The sequence below is a fragment of the Acinetobacter sp. JADD-222 genome (assembly GCF_049310645.1).
This window is the reverse complement of record NZ_JBMOWI010000001.1, coordinates 269,977-296,118: the sequence shown is the minus strand read 5'-3', so window position 1 is coordinate 296,118 and position 26,142 is coordinate 269,977. Positions and strand designations below refer to the sequence as shown.

18 protein-coding genes are annotated in these 26,142 nt (G+C 39.2%); 9 read left to right on the top strand and 9 right to left on the bottom strand.

The window, feature by feature from the left end:
- Positions 1–41 precede the first annotated feature (41 nt).
- Positions 42–1,934: a DUF4105 domain-containing protein gene (locus ACO6UW_RS01370; RefSeq protein ID WP_025469795.1), complete on the top strand. Its 1,893-nt coding sequence runs from the start codon at positions 42–44 to the stop codon at positions 1,932–1,934.
- 68 nt (positions 1,935–2,002) lie between these two features.
- Here the strand turns inward: ACO6UW_RS01370 and ACO6UW_RS01365 are convergent, their stop codons facing one another.
- Together ACO6UW_RS01365 and folE are read right to left on the bottom strand one after the other, a co-directional pair.
- Positions 2,003–3,154 (bottom strand): extended-spectrum class C beta-lactamase ADC-18, encoded by a 1,152-nt coding sequence (locus ACO6UW_RS01365; RefSeq protein ID WP_002118772.1) that lies wholly within the window; start codon positions 3,152–3,154, stop codon positions 2,003–2,005.
- A 150-nt stretch (positions 3,155–3,304) separates the two neighbouring features.
- Positions 3,305–3,853, bottom strand: a complete 549-nt coding sequence (gene folE / locus ACO6UW_RS01360; protein WP_002118643.1) for a GTP cyclohydrolase I FolE — start codon at positions 3,851–3,853, stop codon at positions 3,305–3,307.
- A 261-nt stretch (positions 3,854–4,114) separates the two neighbouring features.
- On the opposite strand from folE, the gene xdhA reads away from it, so the two are divergent.
- Genes xdhA through xdhC form a run of 3 tightly spaced genes read left to right on the top strand, consistent with a single transcriptional unit; the run spans position 4,115 to position 8,981 of the window.
- Positions 4,115–5,614: a xanthine dehydrogenase small subunit gene (xdhA, locus tag ACO6UW_RS01355; RefSeq protein WP_057062064.1), complete on the top strand. Its 1,500-nt coding sequence runs from the start codon at positions 4,115–4,117 to the stop codon at positions 5,612–5,614.
- Between the two features lies 1 nt (position 5,615).
- Positions 5,616–7,991, top strand: coding sequence for a xanthine dehydrogenase molybdopterin binding subunit (gene xdhB / locus ACO6UW_RS01350; protein WP_002118520.1), 2,376 nt, complete (start codon positions 5,616–5,618; stop codon positions 7,989–7,991).
- Between the two features lie 6 nt (positions 7,992–7,997).
- Positions 7,998–8,981: a xanthine dehydrogenase accessory protein XdhC gene (xdhC, locus tag ACO6UW_RS01345; RefSeq protein ID WP_057062063.1), complete on the top strand. Its 984-nt coding sequence runs from the start codon at positions 7,998–8,000 to the stop codon at positions 8,979–8,981.
- 10 nt (positions 8,982–8,991) lie between these two features.
- Here xdhC and ACO6UW_RS01340 read toward each other — a convergent pair whose 3' ends face one another.
- The 3 genes from ACO6UW_RS01340 to trpD are packed head-to-tail and all read right to left on the bottom strand — an operon-like array spanning position 8,992 to position 11,562.
- Positions 8,992–9,687 carry a Smr/MutS family protein gene (locus tag ACO6UW_RS01340; protein ID WP_057062062.1) on the bottom strand — a complete coding sequence of 232 codons (696 nt, stop codon included), beginning with the start codon at positions 9,685–9,687 and terminating at the stop codon, positions 8,992–8,994.
- Between the two features lie 9 nt (positions 9,688–9,696).
- On the bottom strand, positions 9,697–10,503 hold the full coding sequence (gene trpC, locus ACO6UW_RS01335) for an indole-3-glycerol phosphate synthase TrpC (protein ID WP_057062061.1): 807 nt from the start codon (positions 10,501–10,503) through the stop codon (positions 9,697–9,699).
- A 9-nt stretch (positions 10,504–10,512) separates the two neighbouring features.
- Positions 10,513–11,562 (bottom strand): anthranilate phosphoribosyltransferase, encoded by a 1,050-nt coding sequence (gene trpD, locus ACO6UW_RS01330; RefSeq protein WP_002118605.1) that lies wholly within the window; start codon positions 11,560–11,562, stop codon positions 10,513–10,515.
- Positions 11,563–11,919: 357 nt separating this feature from the next.
- Here trpD and ACO6UW_RS01325 point away from each other — a divergent pair, with 357 nt between their 5' ends.
- Positions 11,920–14,652, top strand: a complete 2,733-nt coding sequence (locus ACO6UW_RS01325; protein ID WP_057062060.1) for a TonB-dependent receptor plug domain-containing protein — start codon at positions 11,920–11,922, stop codon at positions 14,650–14,652.
- Positions 14,653–14,665: 13 nt separating this feature from the next.
- Positions 14,666–17,431: a M1 family metallopeptidase gene (locus tag ACO6UW_RS01320; RefSeq protein ID WP_081037795.1), complete on the top strand. Its 2,766-nt coding sequence runs from the start codon at positions 14,666–14,668 to the stop codon at positions 17,429–17,431.
- Positions 17,432–17,532: 101 nt separating this feature from the next.
- Here the strand turns inward: ACO6UW_RS01320 and ACO6UW_RS01315 are convergent, their stop codons facing one another.
- From ACO6UW_RS01315 to ACO6UW_RS01300, 4 genes are all read right to left on the bottom strand, one after another.
- Positions 17,533–18,117 carry an anthranilate synthase component II gene (locus ACO6UW_RS01315; RefSeq protein WP_032004562.1) on the bottom strand — a complete coding sequence of 195 codons (585 nt, stop codon included), beginning with the start codon at positions 18,115–18,117 and terminating at the stop codon, positions 17,533–17,535.
- Positions 18,118–18,360: 243 nt separating this feature from the next.
- Positions 18,361–18,822 carry a GNAT family N-acetyltransferase gene (locus tag ACO6UW_RS01310; RefSeq protein ID WP_032063036.1) on the bottom strand — a complete coding sequence of 154 codons (462 nt, stop codon included), beginning with the start codon at positions 18,820–18,822 and terminating at the stop codon, positions 18,361–18,363.
- A 265-nt stretch (positions 18,823–19,087) separates the two neighbouring features.
- Positions 19,088–20,890 (bottom strand): aminopeptidase P family protein, encoded by a 1,803-nt coding sequence (locus ACO6UW_RS01305; RefSeq protein ID WP_032063035.1) that lies wholly within the window; start codon positions 20,888–20,890, stop codon positions 19,088–19,090.
- Positions 20,887–22,446, bottom strand: a complete 1,560-nt coding sequence (locus ACO6UW_RS01300) for a peptide MFS transporter (protein WP_081037794.1) — start codon at positions 22,444–22,446, stop codon at positions 20,887–20,889. The genes ACO6UW_RS01305 and ACO6UW_RS01300 overlap by 4 nt, the downstream gene beginning before the upstream one ends.
- A 763-nt stretch (positions 22,447–23,209) precedes the next feature.
- On the opposite strand from ACO6UW_RS01300, the gene glnA reads away from it, so the two are divergent.
- The 3 genes from glnA (at position 23,210) to ubiA (ending at position 26,135) form a co-directional block, all read left to right on the top strand.
- Positions 23,210–24,625 (top strand): type I glutamate--ammonia ligase, encoded by a 1,416-nt coding sequence (gene glnA, locus ACO6UW_RS01295; protein WP_002052696.1) that lies wholly within the window; start codon positions 23,210–23,212, stop codon positions 24,623–24,625.
- Between the two features lie 125 nt (positions 24,626–24,750).
- Entirely contained in the window at positions 24,751–25,260 is a 510-nt protein-coding gene (locus tag ACO6UW_RS01290; protein WP_001231788.1) for a chorismate--pyruvate lyase family protein, read from the top strand.
- Positions 25,257–26,135 carry a 4-hydroxybenzoate octaprenyltransferase gene (gene ubiA / locus ACO6UW_RS01285; protein WP_002119072.1) on the top strand — a complete coding sequence of 293 codons (879 nt, stop codon included), beginning with the start codon at positions 25,257–25,259 and terminating at the stop codon, positions 26,133–26,135. Before ACO6UW_RS01290 ends, ubiA begins: the two co-directional genes overlap by 4 nt.
- The last annotated feature ends 7 nt before the right edge of the window (positions 26,136–26,142 follow it).

Here is a 26,142-nt window from a genome sequence, read left to right as displayed (position 1 = left end):
TCGTATGGCAGGGTTTTTCTTATATTTAATGATAAAAATTGATGAGCTTAATGAAGTCAGTTGTTTTAGTTTTTGCCTCTCTGGCAGTGAATATTGCTTATTCAGCAGATATAAATCCATCTATTCAAAAATATTGGTCAATTGCAGAACAACAAAATCTAGATCAAGACATTACATGGCAAAGGCTGATGTATGCCAATAAAAATCAGAAAAGTGAGGTTACTTATTCTGGCTATTTCTTATCAGAAAATGGAAAAAATAACTTAAAAGAAGAACTAAAAGCTGACATTTCAGCATTATTTGTGCCTGCTCAAGATAATCAGTCTATTCGTTGTAAGTTTCCGGCACGTAGTCAATGGCTCATGCAAAAAGTCGGCATTCAAGAAAATGAATTGCCTCAAGTAAAGTGTACCGAATTTGAAAACTGGATTGGGCAGATTAAGCCTCATAAAGCGACCTTAATTTATGCGACCGATTTTATGGGCAATCCTAGCTCAATGTTTGGTCATACGTTATTGCGTTTGGACCCAAAAGATCAACAGCAGTTAAACCTTGTCTCTTACGCCGTAAACTATGCAGCAACTGTGGCAGGCAACGACAACTGGTCATATGCATGGAAAGGTTTAACGGGGCAGTATCCAGGCGAATATTCATTGATGCCTTATTATCGTAAGGTAAAAGAGTATGGTGATTTTGAAAGCCGCGATTTGTGGGAATATGAGTTAAATCTATCACCTGAAGAAACTCGGTTTTTAGTAAGCCATATTTGGGAAATGCAACATGTGAGCTTTCCTTATTATTTTGTGAGTGATAACTGTGCCTATCGATTGTTGGGGTTAGTGGATTTAGTAAAACCTGAATCTAACTTGCAAGAGAAATTCACCTATGCATCGATTCCAATGGAAACCATTAAATCGATGCAGCAGCAGGGGCTCACCAAAGCTCCTGTATATCGACCTGCTTTAGAAACCCAATTATTGGCCCAAGCTCATCAGCATGGCGCCTCACTGGCGAAGGTGGCTCATCAAATTGCGATGCTGCCTATACAGCAGTCTTCTCAGATTTTAAAATCATTTACTGAGCAGGATCAGGCTAAAATCCTCGAGATGGCTTACGATGATTTATATCTACAGTTTATTGGTCGTAAAGTTGAAGAAAGCATTGCTCAGCCGCAGTTACGTCAGCTTTTAGCACTCAGAAGTCAGATTGATTTAGATAAGCAACGTCAAGAACCAAAAAGACCAACAAAGGAGCCGACTCAAGGCCATAACGCACGTAATCTTTCATTAAAAGCTGGTGAGGTTCAAGGCGATAAGTTTATCGAACTTGGTCATCGCCAAGCCTATCATGATTTAATAGATCCTCAAGGAGGCTATCGTGCAGGTACTCAATTACTATTTTTAAATGGTAATGCACAGTGGCGAGATGACCATTTAAAACTAGAACGTCTTGATCTGTTAGAAGTGAACTCTTATAACCCGATTCAACCATTTAAAACACCACTGAGTTGGGGTTTTAACTTAGGTTGGCGTCAAGAAGCTATTCATGATGGAAGCTTTAGTGAAGACAAACAACACGGCGTAGCAAGCTTTAATGCTCAGGTCGGTTACAGTCTTGCAGACTATGGGCGAAAGCATATTTGCTATGGACAAGTACAGACCTACGTACAAACAGGTTCAAATCTAGATAAAGGGTGGCGCGTAGGTATGGGGCCAACTTTAGGTTGTATCAATCAATGGTTTGAGCGTTTCAACTCTGTGGTGCAAATTGAATTGCCATATTGGAAAGATCAAAACCAATGGAATTTGAGAGTAAATACTCAGTGGCAATATGTGATTAATCGCAATAATGCTGTTCGATTGAATTGGGACTATGAGCAACAAAACCATCAAGACTGGATGAAATCAAGTCTAGGATATGTTTGGTTCTTTTAAAGAATAAATGTATAAAAAAAGAGAAATGAGTTTATTCATTTCTCTTTTTTTGTTTTTAAACAAGACGATTATTTCTTTATTGCATTTAATACTGCATACGCTGCCTTAATGCGTTCTTCATTTGGAATACGTTTATTGGTTAACATGACTAAACCAATATTTTCTTTTGGAATAAACACCACATAAGATCCAAAGCCATTTGTTGAGCCAGTTTTGTGGAACATCTTAACTGAAGGTTCTTTGGAAATGGCAGTCACTTTATTAGGCTTCATCACGATTTGCTCTGAATTACTGTCTAATAAAGTTTGTAAAGGTGCTGGATAAGAAAATTCTTCCCAACCCAATGCTTGATACATCGTACCGACTTGATAGAAACCTTGATGTGTTTCACTAATTGCACGTTGAATATCTTTCGGATATTTCTGTGGGTTGAGGTTGGCATTAATAAAAGTCAGCATATCTGGTAGTGTCGATTTAACGCCGTATGCAGGGGCATCTAGCGGGCCAGGGTTAACTCGGATCGGCTGATTTTCTTGGTTATAGCCATATGCATAATTTTGCATTTGAGTTTTGGGTACATTTACATAGCTATTTTTTAAATGGAGAGGTGGAAAAATTGTTTTTTCTAAGACTTGGTCAAAAGGTTTATTCATAGACAAAGCCACAACTTTTCCAAATAAGCCAATACTTGGATTTGAATATTGTCTGTATTCACCGATTGCGTTTTTAGTTTTCCAATCTTTGAAAAAAGTTAAAACTTGTTGGTCTGTTTGAACTTCATCTGGAAATTGTAAGGCGAGATTGCCACTTGTATACGTCGCAAGTTGAAGAAGATTAACTTGGTCAATCGGTGTATTTTTTAGTTCTTTCCAATATTTTCCGGGTGTGTCATCAAAAGAGATTTTTCCTTTTGCTTTTGCATATCCACCAGCTGTAGCGGTAAATAATTTACTGACCGAACCTAGTTCAAAAATGGTACTGCTATTTACGGCTTTTTTATCCTGAACGGATTGTAGGCCATAATATATTTCATATTTTTTATTATTTTGAATGACCCCCACGGCCATACCAGGCACATCATATTTATCTAATAAAGGCTTAAAATTTTGATCTACCAGTTTTTTAACTTCTTGTTCTTTTGGTGTATTACCCGCATAAATTGAGGTACTAAAAATAAAAAGAGGCGGTAAAAGTAAGCAAGAAATTTTTTTAAATCGCATGATGAACTCATAAATTATTTAAAAAGAAAGATGCGTACTTTTATAACAAAAATCACTTAATTTAATTGTTATGTTTTATAGATTAAGTGCTTTAACTAGATATAAAAAAGCCCAACGTCGTCGGGCTCTTATTTTTGCATTAAAACCAGATTAATAACTTTCTGGTACTGCGCTTAAAAATTCACGGCGTGCTTCTTTATCGGTTTTAAAATCGCCGACAAATGAAACTGTACGAGTTGTAGATTCTTGTTTACCTACACCACGCATCATCATACACATATGTGCTGAATCGATAACTACAGCAACACCACGAGCGCCAGTCACTTCAGCAACGGCTTCTGCGATTTGTTGAGTCAGATTTTCCTGAATTTGCAAACGGCGAGCAAACATCTCAGTAATACGTGCAAATTTAGATAAACCGAGAACTTTGCCTTCCGGTAAATAGGCTACATGAACACGGCCGTAGAATGGGAGGAGATGATGTTCGCAAAGCGAATAGAATTCAATATTCTTCACCAATACCATTTCATGGTTATCTGATGGGAAAACAGCATTATTGGTGACTTCTTCTAAAGTTTTACTATAGCCAGAAGTTAAATATGAAAAAGCTTTAGCCGCACGCACAGGCGTATCTTTAAGGCCGGGACGATCAAGATCTTCACCGACGGCAGTCAGGATATTTGCGTACGATTGCTGCATTGACATAAGACGTATAAGTTTACTCTATTAGACAAGCTCGGCATTGTATCAGAAACATGACCTGATGTTCATAACTCCTCGCACTATATTTATTCTGGTTTTACGTGTGTTTAATAAAAGATGAATAAATTTCATGTTTTTTATCGTTAATAGTCAAGAGTTTGAACGTCAAATGTGTATTTAATGTTGATAGGTTCTAAATGATCGCCTAATGGCATCATATTTGCACAGATGCAGTGTTATAGAGCATAAGGATAAAACATGTCAGAACGTCCAATCACCTTCTTTTTCCGTGGTAGCCAGCAGCAAGTTGAAAATGTAACACCCACAATGACAGTTTTACAATTTCTGCGAGAGTATATCCAAACTGGTAAGACCAGGCAGACCGCCACAAAAGAGGGCTGTGCTGAGGGCGATTGTGGTGCATGTACGGTAGTGATTGGTGAGCTGGTCAATGACAACCTGCAATTACGCAGTGTGAATGCTTGCATTCAGTTTTTACCCACTTTAGATGGTAAGGCTTTATTTACAGTAGAAGATCTTTGTACATTATTGCCTAAAAAGGATGGGGCACTTCATCCGGTTCAACAGGCGATGGTCGATATGCATGGTTCACAATGCGGGTTTTGTACTCCCGGTTTTATCATGTCTTTATGGGCAATGTATGAAAATGAGCAACACTGTCCAAGCAAAGATCAAGTCAGTAATTATCTTTCTGGAAATTTGTGTCGTTGTACAGGCTATCGCCCTATTTTTGATGCAGCACAAAAAGCATATGACTATCCACGTATTTTATTAAAACGTCAAAAAGTAATTGAAGTATTAAAAGAGATCAAAGCATTACCTGCATTGCATTTAAATGATCATGGTCAGCAATTTTTTGCACCAAAGACTTTGCAGGATTTTGCCGCTTTACGGTTACAGTTGCCGCAGGCACGTATTGTTGCTGGTAGCACAGATGTTGGTTTGTGGGTCACAAAGCAAGGCCGTAATTTAGGAGATATGCTTTATATCGGTCAGGTTGAAGAACTCAAAAAAATTGTAGTCACAGATCATGCTTTAACGATTGGGGCAAATGTAAGTTTGAGTGATGCACTCATCAAAATTTCAGATGTTTATCCTGACTTTCAAGAATTACAGCGCCGTTTTGCTTCCATGCCTATTAAAAATGCAGGAACACTAGGTGGAAATATTGCTAATGGTTCGCCTATTGGTGACTCAATGCCAGCATTAATTACGCTAGGTACACGATTGATTTTGCGAGCAGGTGAACAGACTCGTGAAATTGCTTTGGAAGACTTTTATATAGATTATCAAAAAACAGCATTACAACTTGGTGAGTTTGTTGAGGCGATTGTTATTCCGCTTCGTGAAGGGCAGACGAGTTTTAAATTTGCCAGCTATAAAATTGCCAAACGTTTTGAGCAAGATATTTCTGCGGTATGTGCAGCCATTTCATGCGATTTAGATAATGATGATGTCGCTCACAATGTAAGAATTGCTTTTGGTGGTATGGCAGCTATTCCTAAACGTGCAAAATATGCAGAAGCCATATTGGAAGGTCAGCAACTTACAGCAGAATTGATCGTTCTGGCACAAGAGGCCTTGTCAAAAGACTATCAGCCTTTAGATGATGGACGTGCTAGCTCGGCATATCGTTTACACGTCGCGAAAAACTGTTTACAGCGTTTTTATGTAGAAAAAATCCTGTCTCAAACGATCACTTGTGTGAATGACTTGATCGCTATGATGGAGATCTAAAATGAATCAAACCATTGACTTAAATATTTCTAAAAAATCAGCTAAAGCAGGCGACTCGATTGCACACGAAAGTGCACATTTACATGTGACTGGGCAGGCAACTTATATTGATGATTTACCCGAGCTTGAAAATACCATGCATTTGGCAGTTGGATTTTCAAATTGTGCCAAAGGCAAAATCAGTAAGTTTGATTTGGATGCCGTACGTCAGGCTGAAGGTGTTTATGCAGTTTTTTCGGCAAAGGATATTGAGGTTGAAAATAATTGGGGGCCAATTGTTAAAGATGACCCAATTTTTGCAGAAGAGCAGGTCGAATTTTATGGACAAGCCTTATTTGTGGTCGTGGCCGAGAGTTATCAACAAGCCCGTCAGGCAATTCGCTTAGCAAAAATTGAGTATATGCCCGAAACTCCAATTTTAACGATTCAAGATGCAATTAAAAAAGAATCGTGGGTGTTGCCGCCTGTTGAATTTAGCCATGGTGAAGTTGAACAGGCATTTCAAAACGCAGCTCATCAACTTTCAGGTGCTATTGAGCTGGGTGGGCAAGAGCATTTTTATCTTGAAGGGCAAATTTCCTATGCGATTCCACAAGAAAATCAGAGTTTAAAAGTCTATTGCTCGACACAACATCCAACCGAAATGCAGTTACTGATTTGTCATGCATTAGGCATGAATATGCATCAGGTGAGTGTGGAAAGTCGCCGTATGGGTGGCGGTTTTGGTGGTAAAGAGTCACAGTCAGCCCAGTGGGCATGCATTGCCTCTTTGGCAGCACAAAAAACGGGCCGTCCGTGTAAATTACGCTTAGATCGTGATGATGACATGAGTGCTACAGGCAAACGTCATGGTTTTGCTTATGAGTGGTCTGTGGCTTTTGATGACACTGGTATTTTGCAAGGCCTAAAGGTACAACTGGCTTCAAATTGTGGTTTTTCGGCTGATCTTTCTGGGCCAGTAAATGAACGTGCGATTTGCCATATTGGCAACGCTTATTATTTAAATGCAGTTGAGCTACGTAACTTACGTTGTAAAACCAATACTGTTTCTAATACCGCATACCGTGGTTTTGGTGGACCGCAAGGCATGTTTGTCATCGAAAATATTATTGATGACATTGCTCGTTATTTAGGTTGTGACCCTGTTGAAATTCGTCAACGTAATTTCTTTGCCGAACAGCCCGGTGCTGGACGTGACCGTATGCACTATGGGGCGGAAGTCCGTGATAATGTTGCGCCAAAATTGGTAGCTGAATTATTGCAGACTAGCGATTATGCGAAACGCAAACAGGCTATTCAGGCCTTTAATCAGAACAATGACATCATTAAGCGTGGTATTGCGTTAACCCCATTAATGTTTGGTATTTCGTTTAACGCCGTGCATTACAATCAGGCAGGTGCACTGGTCTATGTCTACATGGATGGCACTGTCGCGATTACGCACGGTGGTACAGAAATGGGACAAGGGCTATATACCAAAGTACGGCAGGTCGCTGCACATGAGTTGGGTTTACCCATCGATAGCGTTCGTTTAATTGCAACCGATACTTCTCGTGTACCAAATACTTCGGCAACTGCAGCATCAAGTGGCGCAGATCTAAACGGTAAAGCTGTTCAAAATGCCTGTATTAAAATTCGTGAGCGTCTGGCTAAACTTGCAGCCGAAATAAGTCAAAGTGAAGCTGAACAAGTCCAGTTTGAAGATAGTATGGTTTCAACAGCGAATGGTCATTCATGGACTTTTCCTGATTTGGTTCAACGGGCATATATGGCACGTGTACAACTATGGGACAGCGGTTTTTATAAAACGCCAGAAATTCACTATGATCAGGTCAACCATTTAGGGCGTCCATTTTTCTATTATGCCTATGGTGCAGCGGTTAGTGAGGTCGCAATAGATACGCTAACTGGGGAAATGAAAGTATTACGTGCCGACATTTTGCATGATGTCGGGCAGTCAATTAACCCTGCAATTGATATTGGACAAATTGAAGGTGGTTTTGTTCAAGGGATGGGATGGCTTACGACAGAAGAGCTGTATTGGCAGCCGCATGGACCACACGCAGGGCGTTTGTTTACCCATGCACCTTCAACTTACAAAATCCCGACCAGTGTAGATATTCCTCATATTTTTAATGTTAAATTGTTTAATAATCAAAATCAGGCAGACACCATTTACCGCTCCAAAGCTGTAGGTGAACCGCCATTTATGTTGGCATTATCTGTTTTCTCTGCAATTCGTCAGGCGGTACAGGCGGCTATTCCCGAAAAAACTCCGCTCGTACTCAATGCTCCAGCAACTGCCGAAGAAATTTTACGTGCAATTGCGATTGGACGGGGACAAGCTTTGGCTGCTCGCCCACAGGCTAAAATGTAGAAGATTATGCAACATTTACAATGGTGGACTGATTTTGTAGCGTGGCAAGTCGATGCTCTACCTATGGTATTGGTCACAGTAGTCCGCGCTGATGGTTCTACACCGCGAGAGGTTGGTGCAACTATGTTGTTGCGGTTTAATTTGCAACAGCAATGGCAGCAGTCAGATACGATCGGCGGTGGGCATTTAGAGTTTCAGGCGATTGATATTGCTAAAGCAATGTTAAAAGAAACGGAAACTAGTATGAGGCGTATTGAACGCTTTAACCTCAGTGCTCGGTTAGGGCAGTGTTGTGGCGGAGTAATGTGGTTATTGTTTGAAAAAATATCACCCGCTACGGTCACATCGGATTTATCCGTGAGTTTGCAAGCATGCCGAGTTGGAAAGCGTATATCGCGTACCGTCTCACATCAATATGCATCCACTTGGCAGACTATGGATATAGAACAACAACCAAGTTTCGAGTTTCATCCTACCAATAGTGAAGAATGGCAATTTGGCCAGCAGATTCAACCATATGCTATGCAAGTTCTGATTTGTGGTGCGGGGCATGTGGGTGAAGCAATTGTCCGTTGTTTATTACCTATTGGTGTTCGGGTGAAATGGATTGATCCACGTGATGATATTTTCCCATCCGATTTACTGCAACAGGTGCAATGCTTAACGACTGATACCTTAGAAGCCGAGATCGAGCATTTTGACCGTTCAGGCGCAATTTTAATATTAACTCATGATCATCAATTGGATTTGCAATTGTGCTTTACAGCCTTAAAACCTACGGCAAAACCATTTGCTTATGTTGGGATGATTGGCTCAAAAAGTAAAAGGGCTGTTTTTGAAAAGCGTATGCAAATACGTGGCTATACTCAGGAAACATTACAACGTTTGGTTTGCCCGATCGGGATAGAAGGGATTTCATCGAAACAACCTGCAATGATCGCCATTGCAGTAGTTGCTCAATTATTACAGGTATTTGATGTAAAAAAATGATCCCAAAGGATCATTTTTTTTGTTCGAACTTAGGATTTTTTTCTGCACGTTTAAGCAGTACGAGAACGGCACCTGTACCACCTTGATTTTCAGGGGCACTTACAAAGGCTAAAACATCACGATGCTGACGTAACCATCCGTTGACATAGGTTTTTAAGACTGCTTCTGGGCCTTTACCATGCACAATTTTGATGACATTTTGATTTTCATCTTTTGCCATCTGGATAATTTGTAAAACTGCGTCACGTGCTTGCTCAATCGTGCAGCCGTGTAAATCTACAGCTTCAAACCAACGCATCTTGCCTGCTTTTAAATCTTCAAAAACTTTATGTTGAAGAGTCGCAATGCGATAGCTTAGTGTTGCTTGGCTTGCGACCGGATTTAAAGCAGCTTGCGTATCTGATAACTCGGCATGTTCGGTATCACGACCACCTTCGGCAGCTGCACGTTTCGCTAGCGTTTGTGCGTCGACTTTTCTGGCACGAGGTGTTTTTACATCGGCATTATTGCTATTGTTGATGCGTTTTACACCTGCAACAGCCTGTTGAAACAGATGGGTATCTTCCAATTCTTCAGACTCAGCCTGAGATTTTTTAGTCTCAGGCTGATTTGTGATTTTGCTTGAATGAGGATTGGAGATTTGCTTTTTAAATTGCTTCAATAACTTCTGTTGCTCTTTAGAAAGCGATGAATCTTTATTACTCATATATCTTCATTAAACCGTTTGAGGTTGTCCAAAAAGGGCAGTAAAAGCTTGATCTGGACGAGGTTGTTTCATAAAACTTTCGCCCACCAAGAAGCTGTGAATATCATGCTCTTGCATCATATGTACATCATCTGGTGTAGCAATACCGCTTTCAGTAATTAATAAACGTGAGGCCGGAAGTAATTTTTTCAAACGGATAGACGTATTTAAATCCACATCAAACGTTTTTAAATTACGGTTATTCACACCTAATAAACATTGCTCAGAAAGCTTTAAAGCGCGTTCCATTTCTTCTTCGTCATGAACTTCAACTAATACATCGAGTTGATGTTCAAACGCAGTTTTTGACATTTCTTCGAGTTGCTGGTCAGATAAACAAGCAACAATTAATAAAATACAGTCAGCATGTAAAGCGCGAGCTTCAACTACATTATATGGATCGATCAGAAAGTCTTTACGTAAAGCAGGTAAGGCACAATGATTGCGAGCAATCGCAATATTTTCATCTGCTCCCTGAAAGAAATCAACATCAGTTAAAACAGACAAACACGCAGCTCCAGCTTTTTCATATTGCTGGGCAATTTCAGCAGGATTAAAGTCTGCGCGAATAATTCCTTTTGATGGAGACGCTTTTTTAATTTCAGCAATCACACCCGGAAGTTTATGTTTTAAAGCATTTGCAAAGCCACGTACTGGAGTCGCAGCTTTTGCTAGTTCTTCAAGATCTTGCAAATTACGTTGTTTTAAACGCGCAGCAAGTTCCTCATGTTTACGGTCAACAATTTTACCTAAAATGGTATTTTGAATATTAATCATGAGAAATCCTTAATCTGCCTGAGATTGCTTTAATGTTTTGGTAAATTCAGCCAAAACACTCATTTTTTCTAAAGCCTGTCCGCCATAGATAATATCTTGAGCGAATGTAACAGCCTGAGCATAAGTTTTGGTAATGCCCGCAACATAGATGCCTGCGCCTGCATTAAGCGCAATCATGTTTGCTGCTTTTTCACCAATATCGGATTTATTTTTGCTTAAAGCATCTTTAATTAACTTTAGACTTGCTGTTGCATCAGCGACAACCAAACCACTTAATGTTTGCGACTCAATTCCCACATCTTCAGGATTAAGGGTCCATTCCGTAATTTCACCGTCTTTAAGCTCAGCAATAGCAGTAGGAGCGGCAAGGCTGATTTCATCAAGACCATCTTTTGAATGAACCACCATGACATGTTCGGCACCAAGTTGTTTCATCACTTCGGCAATTGGGCGACAAAGTTCATCTGAAAACACACCAATGACAAAGCGTTTTACCCCAGCTGGATTGGTCAGTGGGCCAAGTAAATTAAAAATACTTCGAATGCCAAGTTCACGACGTGGGCCAGCAGCATATTTCATGGCTTTGTGATGGTTTGGTGCAAACAAGAAACCTACACCCATTTCACGGATACAGCGCTCGGTTTGTTGCATATCTAAATCAAGATGAATACCTGCTTGTTCAAGTAGGTCTGATGAACCTGATTTACTTGAAACGCCACGGTTACCATGTTTTGCAATGGTTGCGCCTGCTGCTGCAATGACAAAGCTTGACGCTGTAGAGACGTTAAATAAATTTTGGCCATCACCACCAGTACCCACAATATCAACTAAATGTTTGATATCACTAACATCGATCTTGATCGCAAATTCTCGCATGACACGTGCAGCAGCTGTCATTTCGTCAATGCTTTCACCTTTCATGCGTAGGCCCATCATCAAAGCACCAATTTGTGCTTCGGTTGCCTCACCTTGCATGATGCTGCGCATAATTTCTTCCATTTGAGGCTGAGTCAAATGAATGTTCTTGGTAATGTGGTTGAGCGCCTGTTGGATATTCATAGTCATGATTTACAGCATTAATGATTAAAATTTTTAGGTGAAGTTGATCAAGAGTGGGATGTTCAGCTTGTTGCGTTCCATGTTTCACTAGCTACGGGGAGCTATGTTAGCAGAAAATAACCAAAGATTTTTGTTGTTCGATACGAGTTTTAAAAAATTTGCTGGTTTATTACTTTAGTTTGATTAATAAACAGAATTTATTCATTGAAAAAGGTTTTAGTTTGTTGTGAGTTTTTATGATAAATAATTAAACATTTGGTATATCTTAAACATAAATATATCTAGGAAAAATGCGTATAAATCAGTCAAATAAAAGTAGATATAGTAGGGCGATCTTTATTTTGTCTATTAATAAATATGTATTTAAATAACTTGAAATATGTAGGAGCTTTAAAAAATAAGCGCTCATTTATTTTTGTATTTGTTGCACTGTTTCATCCACTGGAAAGCTATGCGCAAGAAGCTATAGAGCAACCACAAAAGCAAGCTAAAACAGATAAAGTAGTCCGTGTTGCTGTGACAGGGTCTCGGATTTCAAAAGCACAAAAAGATGGCCCGACGAGTGTGACCGTCATTACCGCAGCCGATATTGAAAAACAAGGGTTTAGTAATGCATTTGATGCGCTTAATAACCTGACGCAGAACACGGGTTTTGTACAAGGCGCCGATTATGGAAATACTTTTACGCCTGCGGCTAATGCTATTAGTTTACGGGGCTTAGGACCGAATCATACTTTGACTTTGATTAATGGGCATCGGGTTGCAGACTATCCTGTACCGTACGACGGTTCTGTCAATTTCGTAAATTTAGCCAATATTCCAACTGCTATTATTGACCGTATTGAAATATTAAACGGTGGCGCTTCTGCAATTTATGGTTCAGATGCAATTGCAGGTGTGGTGAATATTATTCTGAAAAAGAAAACAGACGGTACTCAATTTAATATTAAGGCAGGCGGAACAAAAGAAGGTGGTGAAAACTTACGTTTACAACTGAGTGGTAGTAAAACTTTAGACAAGCTCAGCCTTGTTTATGGGGTTGAACTCAGTGGCCGTGAACCGATTTGGGCAGCCGATCGAGATTTTATGTCGAGCCGAACTCGTTTGGGAGAAAAACCAGATACGGTTGTAGGTCGTAAAAATGCCAATACTGGAAAATATCTTTCCATTGGTGGGTGTCAGGCCTTTAATGGTTTATTCAAAGGTTCAGTCAGTAATATAGGACAAGCTGGTGCAGACAATTGTGCTAGTGGTTTGGCACGACCAACCTATTGGACGGTCCAAACCCAAAACCGCAGTCAAAATGGTTATCTCGGTTTAGACTATGAGTTAAATGATAAAACTCAATTGTTTGCCGATTTTTTAATTGGCGCCAATCAAATTGAAAACAATACGCGTGGTCCGACATGGACATCTTTAGGTGGATCAAGTGGTTATTTCCTCAATCAAGATTCGGGAAATTATGAAATTTGGAATCGTCGTTTTGCACCTGAAGAATTAGGTGGGGTAGAGCGCGTAAATAAAAAGTGGAAAGAACTTTCTTCGAACTTAAACTTCGGAATTCGAGGCGATATTGGAGAAACGAGCTGGAGTTATGAAGCAGCCTATAATGGTTCCATTTATACCAGTCAGCTACGCCGCCAAGGCTTATTACGTTCGAGTGTTGATGAATATTTCTTAGGTCAGCAACTTGGCACAGATGCAGATGGTATTCCTATTTATTCACCTCGTTTAGATCGTTTAAGTCGACCACTGACAGCAAACGAATTTGAGAGTATTTCGGGCACAACAAAAGAAAAAGATAAGTCATGGGCACAAAGTTTGACCTTAAGCGCGAATGGTGACGTATTTAAGTTACCTGCAGGAACTGCCAAACTTGCGGCTGTGGCTGAAATTGGACGTCAAGGTTTTTCGATTAAGCCGGATCAGGCACTTGAAAATGGTGAGTTTTATAATGCGAGTTCTAGTGGCGAATATAGTGGCACTCGTACACGCCAAGCACTTGGTGCAGAATTATTCTTGCCTTTAGCGAAACCATTAAATTTAACCTTGTCTGGACGTTATGACCGTTATGCTTTGTCAGATAACAGCATTGATAAGCTAACTTTCGGTTCAGGCCTTGAGTTTAGGCCACATCCGACTTTATTGGTGCGCGGTAACTATGCAACTAGTTTTCGTGCACCAGATATGAACTATCTGTTCTTAAATAAGCAAAAAGGTTATTTCGCAAGTACGACTGACTATTTACGTTGTAGCCAAACGGGACAACCTTTAGATAAATGTAGCTTTAAAGATTACTCGCCTGGGGCAAACTATACTTTAACCGGAAACAAAGAATTGAAACCTGAAGAGGGTAAATCTTATGGTGCAGGTTTTGTTTGGTCGCCAACCAATAAATTTGATATTAGCGTCGATTACTGGGATATCAAAATTGATAATCTTGTGACCAATCTAAGTGAAGATAAAATTCTACGATTAGAAGCAGATTGTCGTTTAGGCAATCAAGATATTAACTCTGCGGCTTGTATTGATGCATTGGCACGTGTAGAGCGTAACCCTGCAAATGCAGTTGTCGATCCAAATGTGATTAAGAATATTAATATTGTTCCGATTAATGCTGCATCAGACCATACCCGCGGGATTGATTTCACTAGCAGATGGCGCTGGAAAACAGACAGCTTTGGTAACTTTCTCTGGACGGTAAATTATAGCCGTGTACTAGAACATGAATATCAACAATCAAAAGATGGCGAGAAAGATGATTACCTAAAAGATTTAACTATTCAGGATTGGCGTGACCGTTTTAATACCAGTCTCAGCTGGAGCTTTGGTGATTGGGCATCAACAGTATTAGTTAATCGTTATGGCAAAATTCCAAACGGCGACCAGACTGCCTATCTAAGCCCAACGTATTTAGTGAACTGGAGCGGTACTTATCAAATCTCTCCAAAAGCGTCTGCTTCAATCATTATTAATAACCTGTTTGACAAAGTGAAACGAGATGATATGGGTGGTTGGCCGTATTATCCGGTAGGATCATATTCACCATTTGGCCGTCAAGGTTGGTTGGAGTTTAACTATAAATTCTAAGAATGATGTATGGATGCAGCGAAGTGGTACAGCATTTGCTGCATCTTTTTATTTAAAACTACAGAGGATAAAACCCCTTATGCTGGTCAAGCCTTCATTTAAAAAAAGATTGCTACTTACAACATTATTATCTTTATCTGCGACACAGATTTTTGCATCGAATAACAGTGAACAAATCCCGATTGGTAAATTACCTGAATGGGTTGTACCCGAATCTTATGATTTAGATTTTAAGATTGATCCCGCACAAAAAGGCTATACCGGTAAAACCACTATTCATTTAAAGCTGGCTCAAGCTACAGATCACATCTGGATTCATGGTAAATCTTTGACGGTGAAAGATGTGAGTATCACATCGGCTGAGGGTGCTAAAACCAAAGCAAAATATGAGCAAGCCTCCGAGGTTGATGGGGTTAGTAAAATTAAATTTGCCAAGACTTTGCCAGCAGGACAGTATCAACTCGTTCTAGATTTTAATGCGGCGTACGACCAGCAGCTCGACGGTATTTATAAAATCGAGTTTGAGGGTAAACCTTATGTGATGACTCAAATGGAAGCAATTAGTGCACGCCAGTCATTCCCATCATTTGATGAGCCACGTTTTAAAACGCCGTTTAATATTCGTTTGACGATTCCAAGCAAATATTCAGGGTTTGCCAATACCCAACAAACATCTGAGCAAGCAGAGAAGTCAGGTTGGAAAACACTCAGTTTTGCACAGACCAAACCACTACCAACGTATTTACTTGCATTGGCTGTTGGACCGTGGCAATTACAAAAAGGACCTGATATTGGAGCAACTTCATGGCGTAAGCAGCCTATCCAGTTACGTGGTATTGCACCCGATGCTAAAGCTGAAAAAATGCAGCATGCTTTATCTGAAACGCCAGCCATTTTAAAAACTTTAGAAGATTATTTTGCCTTTGGTTATCCATTTGACAAGCTAGATTTACTAGCAGCACCAGACTTTGCCGCTGGTGCAATGGAAAACCCAGGGCTAATTACTTTTAGAGATTACTTGATGTTGCTAGATAAGGACTCGCCAGTCTCTTTTGTACAGAATTCATTTAATGTCAATGCACATGAGCTGGCGCATCAATGGTTTGGTGATGTCGTCACGATGCCGTGGTGGGATGATTTATGGCTAAATGAATCTTTTGCGACATGGATGCAAAGTAAAATCACTCAAAAATTACATCCCGAATTTAATGCTGACCTAGAACGTATTGCAGATACTGCCGATGCGATGAAAAGTGATAGTTTGGTGAGTGTACGCCGTATTCGCCAGCCTATTTTAAGCAATGCCGATATTCAAACTGCTTTTGATGGCATCACTTACCAAAAAGGTGCGGCTGTTTTAAATATGTTTGAAAGCTATTTGGGCGAAGAAAAATTCAAACAAGGTGTGCGCAATTATATTAATAAGCACCAATATGGTAATGCGACAGCCAATGATTTAATTAGCGTTTTAGCAGAGCAGTCTGGACAAGGTGAGCGTTTTGCCAGAGCGATGAAAAGTTTCCTTGATCAACCAGGTGTGCCTTTAGTTAACACCGCATTACAGCAAGAAGGCAATAAAGTCTTTTTAAATGTGAAGCAAAGCCGTTACTTACCTGTGGGTTCAAAAGGTGATGCAAGAAGCCTGTGGGGTGTACCATTATGTGTACGTTATGAAGTTCCAAATGCAACCAGTAAGGTCCAGTGTGAATTGGTAGATCAAGCAGAAGCCAAGATTGAACTCAAAGGTGCTAGCCTTGGCAGTTGGTATATTCCAAATGCAGATGCGGCAGGATATTACCAATTTAGTTTGCCTCAAAAAGAGTTTACTCGTCTGACTGCTGCTACAGAAAAGCTTTCTAATACTGAACAGTTGGCCTACGCCTATGCGATTTCAGCGGCATTTAACCACGGTGATATTAATTTATTGGCTGTCGTAGATGCTGCGAAGAAATTTGCCAATTCAAATAGCCGACAAATTAGTACAGCGCTGTTTTCCCAGTTAAGTACGATTTATCGTCATGTATTGAAAACAGAAGCTGAACGTGAACATTTTAGAAAAGTCTTAGCTAATTTATATTTACCTAAATTAAATCAGTTGGGTTATGTCAGCAAAAAAGGTGAACCAGCTGAAGACAGTTTATGGCGTAGTGAGTTGGTTAGATTTCTTGCTTTAGATATTCAAATTTCAGAAGTTCGTACACAACTGTTAAAACAGTCAGATGCTCTCTTTGCTCAAAAGCAGCTTAACTTTGCTCAAGTAACACCTGAATTATTGCCAACTATTTTAGCTGTACGTGTACAAGAAAAAGGCCAACCTGCTTTTGATCGTTTATCTGGAGAGCTACAACGCGTGACTCAACCGACACAACGTCTTGCAATTCTTACAGCCCTAGGTTCAGCAAATCAAGAAGCAACACGCCAACAAGCACGTCAGTTGATTTTGAACCCTCGTGTTAAAGTCGGTGAAGTTCGTACCGTGGTCAACTCAATCAATAATTATGGAGATGAACAAGGTGGCTTATGGTCTTGGTTTAAAGTAAATCATGACGCCGTGTTTGATCGTTTAGGTAAATCTTCGGCTGGGCGTTTCCCTGCTATGTTTAGTGGGGGAGCTTGTACCCAACAACAAGCGGCACAGTTAAATGACTTTTTTGCACCACGAACTAAAGAATTGGTTGGGGTTGAAAGAGGATTGAAACAGACCAAAGAGCGTATTCAACTCTGCGAATCTTTAGTGGCTAAACAAGATGGATCACTTGTGCAACAATTAAAGTTGTAATTGTTCCAGCCATGAAAAAAGCCAACTGATCTTAGTTGGCTTTTTTATTCAGGTTACTTATCAAATCCAGTCATTTTTAAAATGACTTATTCGAAGCTGAATTATGCATAAATATCTAAAAAGTTTTTAAAGATTTGATGGCCATGCTGACTCAAAATTGATTCAGGATGGAACTGCACACCTTCGACAGGCAATGTCTTATGTTTAATACCCATAATTTCTTCCATTGAGCCATCTGCTTCGTTGGTCCAGCACGTTACTTCAAGGCAATCAGGCAGAGTTTGCTGATCAATCACCAATGAATGATAACGAGTTGCCGAGAATGGGCTAGGGAGATTACTGAAAATACCTTTATTGCTATGGTACATATCAGATAAACGTCCGTGCATCACTGTTTTGGCTCTTACAATTTTTCCGCCAAAAGCTTGCCCAATACTTTGATGCCCTAAACACACGCCAAGCAAAGGAATTTTTCCGGCAAAGTGATTAATTGCAGGAATTGAAATACCTGCTTCACTTGGAGAGCAAGGGCCAGGACCAATCACAAGATATTTTGGTTGCCATCGTTCAATATCCTCTAATGTAACTTGATCATTGCGAACTACTTTTACTTCCTGATTCAACTCGCCAAAGTATTGGACGATGTTGTAGGTAAAAGAGTCGTAATTGTCGATCATTAGAAGCATGATGAACTTAACCTCATGATAATTAATATATATTTAATAAGTGACTAGAGTTTTACTCAAAATGTTACTCACTTTTTAAAAAGTACCTTTATTTGATCAAATAAAAAGCCGCTTTCTAAGCGGCTAATGTACCAGAATTTCCTTGTCTTGTAATAACTTCATGCTTTTTTACTGGCAAAAGCATATTAATAATTATAAGTCCATGTGTTTCTTAAACTAAAAAGAGTCGTGCAAGTTGGTAGTTTAATTTGAAGATGTCTCTGTATTATTGGGCAAAAGTTGCCACACAAAATTTTCTTGATTCAGTGGAGTAAACCCTATTTTTTGATAGAGCCACGAAGCTGTACTGGTAAGTAACATAATTCTGCGAAGTTTAAGAGTTTCCAAGTGTTCTAAGCAGCATTCCATCAGCCATCGCCCTAAACCTAACTTTTGAAACTCATCGATGACAAAAACATCTTTTACATAAGCAAAGGTTGCATAGTCTGTAATGATACGAGCAAGACCAATTTGTTGGTTGTTCGGATCATATAATCCAAAGCATAAACTATGTTGTATAGCGGTTTGCATTGTTTCTAAATCAATCCCTTTTGCCCATTTTGAATGGTATAAAAAAGAATGAATCACCTCTATGTCGAGTTTAGAGGGATCTGTAGAAACAGTATAATTATCATCACGTGTAACTGCGAAATTGGATACCTGCATAGGGAAACCCTTTAATTCAAAGAAACATTGAATACGTTTAAAAATAGCATATTGCTTACAAAGTTCTCTTCAAAATTACTTCTTTATAGTTACGTTTATGTTTCCTAATTCCTAATAAAAATTGTTTGATGGCTAATAGTTATGGAGTTATCAATGAATAAGGATCTTTTACTTTATTAATTTAGAAAGAGAGTTAACTAAAATTAAGGCAGAATAAGCTTTTCTTAGAGATAAAAAATTATTCTGCCTTATTCACACAAGAAGATTAAATTTTACGTGTGTTATAAATCAGCCAATCTAAAACATCGCCAGACAAGTGTTCAGCTAGTCTTTCTTGAACAGTTTGATGGTAACCATTTAACCAGTCTTTCTCTGCATTCGTTAGCATATCAACAACGATACAATCTAAATGAATCGGGCAAAGGGTCAGCGTTTCAAACTCCAAAAATTCACCGTAAGTTTTTTCAAATCCAGAGTGAAGTTTGTTTGCAACCAGATTTTCAATGCGAATTCCATATTGTCCCTCATGGTATAAGCCCGGCTCGTTAGAAATAATCATTCCTTCACGCAACTTACTATAGGCATGTATAGGCGCGTAATAAGAAAGCACTTGCGGACCTTCATGAACGTTAAGTGCAAAGCCTACGCCGTGGCCTGTTCCATGTCGATAATCTAAACCATGTTGCCATAAAGTATTACGACAAATTGAATCGAGTAGCGGTGCAGCTAAACCTTCTGGATAAATCGTTTTTGCCAAAGCAATGTGACATTTTAAAACCAGAGTATAGTCATGTTTTTGTTGCCCTGTTGGCATGCCTACAGGAACAACACGAGTAATATCGGTTGTTCCATCTACATATTGCCCACCTGAGTCAATGAGTAATAGACCATCACCTTCAATAAATGAATAGTGCTCTTCAGTTGCACGGTAGTGGGGTAGAGCACCATTAGCATTAAAGCCAGCAATCGTTGAAAAACTCGGCCCTATAAATCCATCTTGCTGCGCACGGAAAGCTGTAATCTTTTCATCAATGGTGAGTTCTGAAATGCTTTCACCATGATGAAGCGTTTTTTCTAACCAGTGAAAAAAGTGGCAAAGCGCGACTCCATCTTTAACCATTGCATGACGGATATGAGCAATTTCGCTTTCATGTTTACGCGATTTAAAAAGTGTACTCGGGTTGATGTCATATACAACCCGAATATCTTTTGCGATGACTTGTTCATGAAAAATTGAGACTTTGGCTGGATCTAAAAGTACTGAGGCATCAGAAATATTCGATAAAAACTTAGCTGTATCTTCGTAGTTACGAATTTCAATACCATCGGCTGCCAAAGCTTGCTGAATGCTTACATCCACTTTTTCAGCATCAATAAAAAGAATACTTTGTTTTGCACTGATATATAAATGTGAAAGGAACACAGGGTTATATTCTACATCTTGCCCACGTGCATTTAGGACCCATGCAATATCGTCTAAAGATGAAATGAAATGACTCGCAATATTCTTGCTAGCTAATGTCTCACGAATAGCCTGAATTTTCTCTTTACGAGATAGGGCATTTAACCCTTCAGGCATGAGATGAATTTTCTTTGATGGAAGTTCTGGGCGGTTTAACCAAATTTCTCCGACTAAATCTTGCTGGGTTTCGAGTTTATAATTATTAACTCGTGCAGTATGTTCGAGTGCTTTAAATTGCTGAATTGATAAAGTATGCCCATTTACCACAATGACTGATTCTGGTTTTAGATTTTTCTCAATCCAAGCGAGATGTGTTGAAGATTCATCACTTGTTAATTTTTGAAGATCAAAGCCAGTTCCAACAAGTTGTTGCTCGGCTTGTACCCAATAGCGACCATCTGCCCAGAGGCCAGCAAAGTTTTGAGTCACGACGAGTGTACCAACCGAACCACTAAAACCGCTTAACCACTGCCTTGCTTTCCAGTAGTCTGGTAAATATTCTGACATATGCGGATCAGCACTCATCACAATCAAAGCATCAACATGTTGATTACGCATGAGTTCACGAAGTTTCTCAAGTTTTTCTGGAACAGTTAAAACGCTCATATAGTTTCCAACTCAGGTTGAACTTTACTGGTACTTTTGTTCATTAATCTATTGATAGGTTTCTTTAATAAAAATAACACGATTGCGCCAATCACTAACGCTAAAACACATCGCATAAATAAGGTAGGTAAATGATTAATGCCATCTGCCGATACATGCCCGCCAATTAAACCAGCGATAAGATTACCCAAAGCTGAACCTGTAAACCATAGCCCCATAATTTGACCACGTATAACATCAGGTGCAAGTTTAGTCATGGTTGATAGCCCAATTGGGCTTAAACACAGTTCTCCTATGGTAAGTAAAAATAAAGTTCCTACTAACCAAAATGGTGAAACTAGCCCGCCAGCAATTGCGAAACGACTAGCAAAAGACATAACAAGAAAGCCACCTGCTGCGAATAACAATGCAATAATAAATTTGCTGATATAGCTTGGGTCTTTATTTGATTTACCTAGTCTTGCCCAAAGCCATGCTGCAACTGGGGCAAAAATAATAATAAATAGGGCATTAATTGATTCAAACCATACAGTTGGAATCTCAAATCCAAAAAACATACGATCTGTATAGTCTTGTGCAAATAAAGTAAAAGTTGTGGGCTTTTGTTCAAAAGCTGACCAGAATAGGGCAGAGGCTGCTAATAAAACAAAACAAATAATAATTTTAAATTTGTCATGCTGCTCTAAATTCAGGAAAAGCAGTAAATATGCAAAATAAGCAATAATCCCAATACCAATCCCAACTGTTAAATAAGTTGCTACCTCGACCGGATTGATATGAATGACACCAAATAAGGTAAGAACAATAACGACTGCAACAGATAGTAAGAAGGAGAAAGCAATCTTTGGTGCATTTTTGTTTTGTACGACAGGTTTATTCCAGTTGTCATTTTCTTGACGTAACTCATTAAAAGTTTGTAGCTGAGGAACAGCCAATACACGAAAAATAAGTAATGCAACTAACATCCCAAGGCCACCGATTCCAAAACCTAAGTGCCAGTTATGATCACGTGCTAATAAGCCTGTTAGAAGAGGAGCAATAAAAGAACCTAAATTAATTCCCATATAAAAAATGGAGAAACCAGCATCTCGTCTACTATCTTGAGCTTTGTATAATGTTCCGACAATCACTGAAATACATGTTTTAAATAATCCGGTACCTAAAACAATCAATACTAAACCGAAATAAAAAAAGAATTGATCAAAAATAGTAGTGAGGGCAATAGATAAATGACCTAGTGCAATAATAATAGAACCATACCAGACCGATCGTGCCTGACCTAACCAGTTATCGGCAATCCAGCCACCAAAAACGGTCATTAAATACATAGATCCAGCGAATAACCCAACAATTGCGGCTGCAGTTGGACGGTCAAGACCTAAACCACCGTCATTAACCATTGCAATCATATAAAGAACGAGTAAAGGCCGAATACCATAATAAGAAAATCTTTCCCAAAGCTCTGTAAAAAATAAAGTTTTTAATGGTTTTGGATGGCCGAAAAAAGCTCTGTCATATTGTTCGAGTTCATGCTTCATTTCAAATCCTTTGAACATATTTGTAGTTTAGATAAAACAAAACTTTTAGTTTGTTTAATTATAAAAAAAAGTTATGTTTTATTTTTTAGATTTTTTAAAATGAAAAAGCAAGTTGGTCATGTATAAAAAAGGTATATAACAAATGGTAAAAAAATTAGAAAGTTGAAATTATCAGTCGAAAAGATTCCTCTTGCTGCACCAAAGCTGACCAGACCAGCCCAAGCGTAAAACTACGATAAGAAAAATTAAATTAACACTTTAAAACCTCAACCTTTCTATGGATGGGCAGTGAAGAGTGGTAATTGATGTTATTTAAAAAAATTGTGTAGAGTTACTTAGAAATCGTATTTATGTTCAAACTTTTTTGGCAAAGGCATATTGTAGATACCATGGTCTAATTTAGAAATTAACAGTTCCATCGGGAATAGATTATTATTTTTAAGCATTACAGTAAGAAAGTCAGATTTCTATATAAGAAAGTATTATGATCACAAATTACTGTTAGATATTGATGCGGTGATTCATATTAGCGCAACAATTTTGCACTAAATTAGGGCGATTGCGAGCTATTCTTGTATGCCATAATTTGAAAATGTCTGAATATGGTGCATTTAACTATGCAAACAGTATAATGGGTTCAAGACAAGGGGCCTAAATCATGGATAGTTATAAGCAATTCAATGTTTTAGGTAAGTCTTATAAAGTTGGTATGAGAATTGCTATATAAATACCAGCAACTAACACGCACTTAACAAGTGCAACAAAATTTCATTGGAGCAAAATGAGCATGGCGAACAAGGTCCTTCAACTCATACAAGAAAGTGGCGCAAAATGGGTCGATTTTCGCTTTACTGATACTAAGGGTAAAGAACAGCACGTAACTTACCCAGCTGATTCTATTGATGAAGATACTTTTGAAGACGGTAAAATGTTTGATGGTTCTTCGATCGCTGGTTGGAAAGGCATTGAAGCATCTGACATGATTTTACGTCCAGATGCGGAAACTGGTTTTATCGACCCGTTCTTTGCTGAACCAACTGTAGTTGTGACTTGTGACGTTATTGAACCTTCAACTGGTCAAGGTTATGAGCGTGACCCACGTTCGATTGCTCGCCGTGCAGAAGAATACTTAAAATCTACAGGTATCGGTGATACTGCATTCTTTGGTCCAGAACCAGAATTCTTTGTATTTGACGAAGTGAAGTGGGACATCGATATGTCTGGCGCTCGTCATACATTAATCGCTGAAGAAGCTGCTTGGTCTACGGGTAAAGACTACGAGTCTGGTAACTCTGGTCACCGTCCACGTGTTAAAGGCGGTTACTTCCCAGTTCCTCCAGTTGATTCTTCACAAGATATGCGTGCAGAAATGTGTGCAAAAATCGAAGACATCATGGGTCCAGGTCGTGTAGAAGTACATCACCACGAAGTTGCTTCTTGCCAGTTAGAAATTGGTGTGAGCTTCAATACTCTTGTTCGTAAAGCTGACGAAGTTCAACAGTTCAAATATGCTGTTTGGAACGTGGCACATCAATATGCAAAAACTGCAACCTTTATGCCTAAACCAATGGTAGGTGATAACGGTTCTGGTATGCACGTTCACATGTCTATCTCTAAAGATGGCAAGAACTTGTTTGCTGGTGATGAATATGCAGGCCTTTCAGAAATGGCGTTGTACTTCATCGGTGGTATCATCAAGCACGCTCGTGCATTGAATGCAATCACAAACCCATCTACAAACTCATACAAGCGTTTGGTTCCTCACTTCGAAGCACCAATTATGCTTGCTTACTCAGCGCGTAACCGTTCTGCTTCTATCCGTATTCCATACGTTTCTAGCCCTAAAGGTAAGCGTATCGAAGCTCGTTTCCCAGACCCAATGATGAACCCGTACTTAGGTTTCGCTGCATTGTTAATGGCTGGTATCGACGGTATCCAAAACAAGATCCATCCGGGCGAAGCTGCTGATAAGAACTTGTATGATCTTCCTCCAGAAGAAGAAGCAAAAATCCCAACAGTTGCTCATAGCTTAGATATGGCTCTTGAAGCACTTCAAGCAGATCACGAATTCTTGTTAAAAGGCGGCGTGTTCACTAAAGAAATGCTTGATGCATACATCGAACTTAAAACTGAAGATGTACGTCGTCTTAACACGACTACTCATCCAGTTGAATTCGATATGTACTACAGCTTGTAATACGTATTTCGTAAAAAAGCCTGCATATGCAGGCTTTTTTATTGCCTGGAATGTTGATTGAATTCTCTACGTTTTTTATCAAAAAATTGGAGTAAACTAAGTGCGAGTTTTCATGTGAGCAGATTATGCGTAAACGACAACCAGTACTTAAACAGGAAAAGGCTTTAAATCCTGAGTTGAAAACATGGTTGTATGCTTCTGGTTCTCTGACTCAACAATTAACTGAGCTCGGTGGCGGCCAGTTTAGTGTGAGGCCCTTTAAAGAACACTTTCAGCGTTTAACGTTTGTAGATAGCCAATGGATGAACATGTCTCATGCTCATACTTCATGGGTAAGGGAAACCTACTTATATGGCTGTGAAGCAGAGCCGTGGGTGAAAGCAAAAAGTATTTTTCCAATTCAAAGTTTACAAAAAAAAGCGCGTATATTTCAGCACATCGGTTCTAAACCGATTGGCTTTTTTCTATTTCAAAGAACAACTCCGCTTTGTGACCGTCGTGTCATTCGTTTGCCAGAAGGCTGGACGCGACAAAGTTGCTATACTTGGCATGGATGTAAATTTATCGTCCAAGAAACATTCTTACCGGCTTTTGAAGCTTTTTTAAATCAGCAGCACGACAAGGAATTACTATGACGACTGCAACAGGTACAACATGGCGTCAGCGTTTAGAAGCTTATTATTATCTATGTCGATTTGATAAGCCTGTTGGAACAGAACTGGTGTTTTGGCCAACCATGTGGGCACTTTGGATTGCAGCAGAGGGAATGCCACCTCTACATATTCTTTTGGCGATGGTATTCGGTACAATTTTTATGCGTGCCGCTGGCTGTGCGATTAATGATTTTGCTGATCGTAAAGTAGATGGACATGTAGAGCGTACAAAAACGCGCCCTTTGGCAACAGGGGTAATTAGTCCAAGAGAAGCGGTATATGTATTTTTAGCATTAGTATTTGCCAGTGCTTGTACGCTGTTCTTTTTACCTATCGCGACGTTCTACTGTGCATTAGGGGGCTTGGCGTTAGCATTTATATATCCTTTTATGAAACGTTATACCCATTTACCGCAAGTAGTGTTAGGTATGGCATTTTCTTGGGGGATTCCAATGTCATTTACTGCAATGGGTAAGCCTTTAGATATAACGTGTTGGCTAATTTATTTTGGTAATTTGGCATGGACAGTGGCTTTTGACACTCAATATGCAATTACAGATCGTGAATATGATTTAAAGATTGGCGTGAAATCTACAGCTATTCTTTTTGGCCGATATGACATCCAGATTATTGCTCTTTTACAAGCAACTAGTCTTGTTTTGATTGGTACTGCACTATATTTAGAAAATATTTTATTCCCCTGGGCAATTATTGCTTTAGTTGTAGTGGCCTTTGATTTTGTATATCAAACAGTTAAAACCAAAGACCGCAACCCTCAAGTTTGTTTTTGGGCATTTCGTCACAATCGTTGGGTGGGATTAATCATTTTTCTAGGAATATTTTTAAATTTCATATAGTAAAAAT

Bases quoted from the DNA above. Each gene is read 5' to 3' on its own strand.
- ACO6UW_RS01370 (WP_025469795.1), top strand. From the start codon at position 42: ATGAGCTTAATGAAGTCAGTTGTTTTAGTTTTTGCCTCTCTGGCAGTG.
- ACO6UW_RS01365 (WP_002118772.1), bottom strand. From the start codon at position 3,154: ATGCGATTTAAAAAAATTTCTTGCTTACTTTTACCGCCTCTTTTTATT.
- folE (WP_002118643.1), bottom strand. From the start codon at position 3,853: ATGCAGCAATCGTACGCAAATATCCTGACTGCCGTCGGTGAAGATCTT.
- xdhA (WP_057062064.1), top strand. From the start codon at position 4,115: ATGTCAGAACGTCCAATCACCTTCTTTTTCCGTGGTAGCCAGCAGCAA.
- xdhB (WP_002118520.1), top strand. From the start codon at position 5,616: ATGAATCAAACCATTGACTTAAATATTTCTAAAAAATCAGCTAAAGCA.
- xdhC (WP_057062063.1), top strand. From the start codon at position 7,998: ATGCAACATTTACAATGGTGGACTGATTTTGTAGCGTGGCAAGTCGAT.
- ACO6UW_RS01340 (WP_057062062.1), bottom strand. From the start codon at position 9,687: ATGAGTAATAAAGATTCATCGCTTTCTAAAGAGCAACAGAAGTTATTG.
- trpC (WP_057062061.1), bottom strand. From the start codon at position 10,503: ATGATTAATATTCAAAATACCATTTTAGGTAAAATTGTTGACCGTAAA.
- trpD (WP_002118605.1), bottom strand. From the start codon at position 11,562: ATGAATATCCAACAGGCGCTCAACCACATTACCAAGAACATTCATTTG.
- ACO6UW_RS01325 (WP_057062060.1), top strand. From the start codon at position 11,920: ATGTATTTAAATAACTTGAAATATGTAGGAGCTTTAAAAAATAAGCGC.
- ACO6UW_RS01320 (WP_081037795.1), top strand. From the start codon at position 14,666: ATGCAGCGAAGTGGTACAGCATTTGCTGCATCTTTTTATTTAAAACTA.
- ACO6UW_RS01315 (WP_032004562.1), bottom strand. From the start codon at position 18,117: ATGCTTCTAATGATCGACAATTACGACTCTTTTACCTACAACATCGTC.
- ACO6UW_RS01310 (WP_032063036.1), bottom strand. From the start codon at position 18,822: ATGCAGGTATCCAATTTCGCAGTTACACGTGATGATAATTATACTGTT.
- ACO6UW_RS01305 (WP_032063035.1), bottom strand. From the start codon at position 20,890: ATGAGCGTTTTAACTGTTCCAGAAAAACTTGAGAAACTTCGTGAACTC.
- ACO6UW_RS01300 (WP_081037794.1), bottom strand. From the start codon at position 22,446: ATGTTCAAAGGATTTGAAATGAAGCATGAACTCGAACAATATGACAGA.
- glnA (WP_002052696.1), top strand. From the start codon at position 23,210: ATGAGCATGGCGAACAAGGTCCTTCAACTCATACAAGAAAGTGGCGCA.
- ACO6UW_RS01290 (WP_001231788.1), top strand. From the start codon at position 24,751: ATGCGTAAACGACAACCAGTACTTAAACAGGAAAAGGCTTTAAATCCT.
- ubiA (WP_002119072.1), top strand. From the start codon at position 25,257: ATGACGACTGCAACAGGTACAACATGGCGTCAGCGTTTAGAAGCTTAT.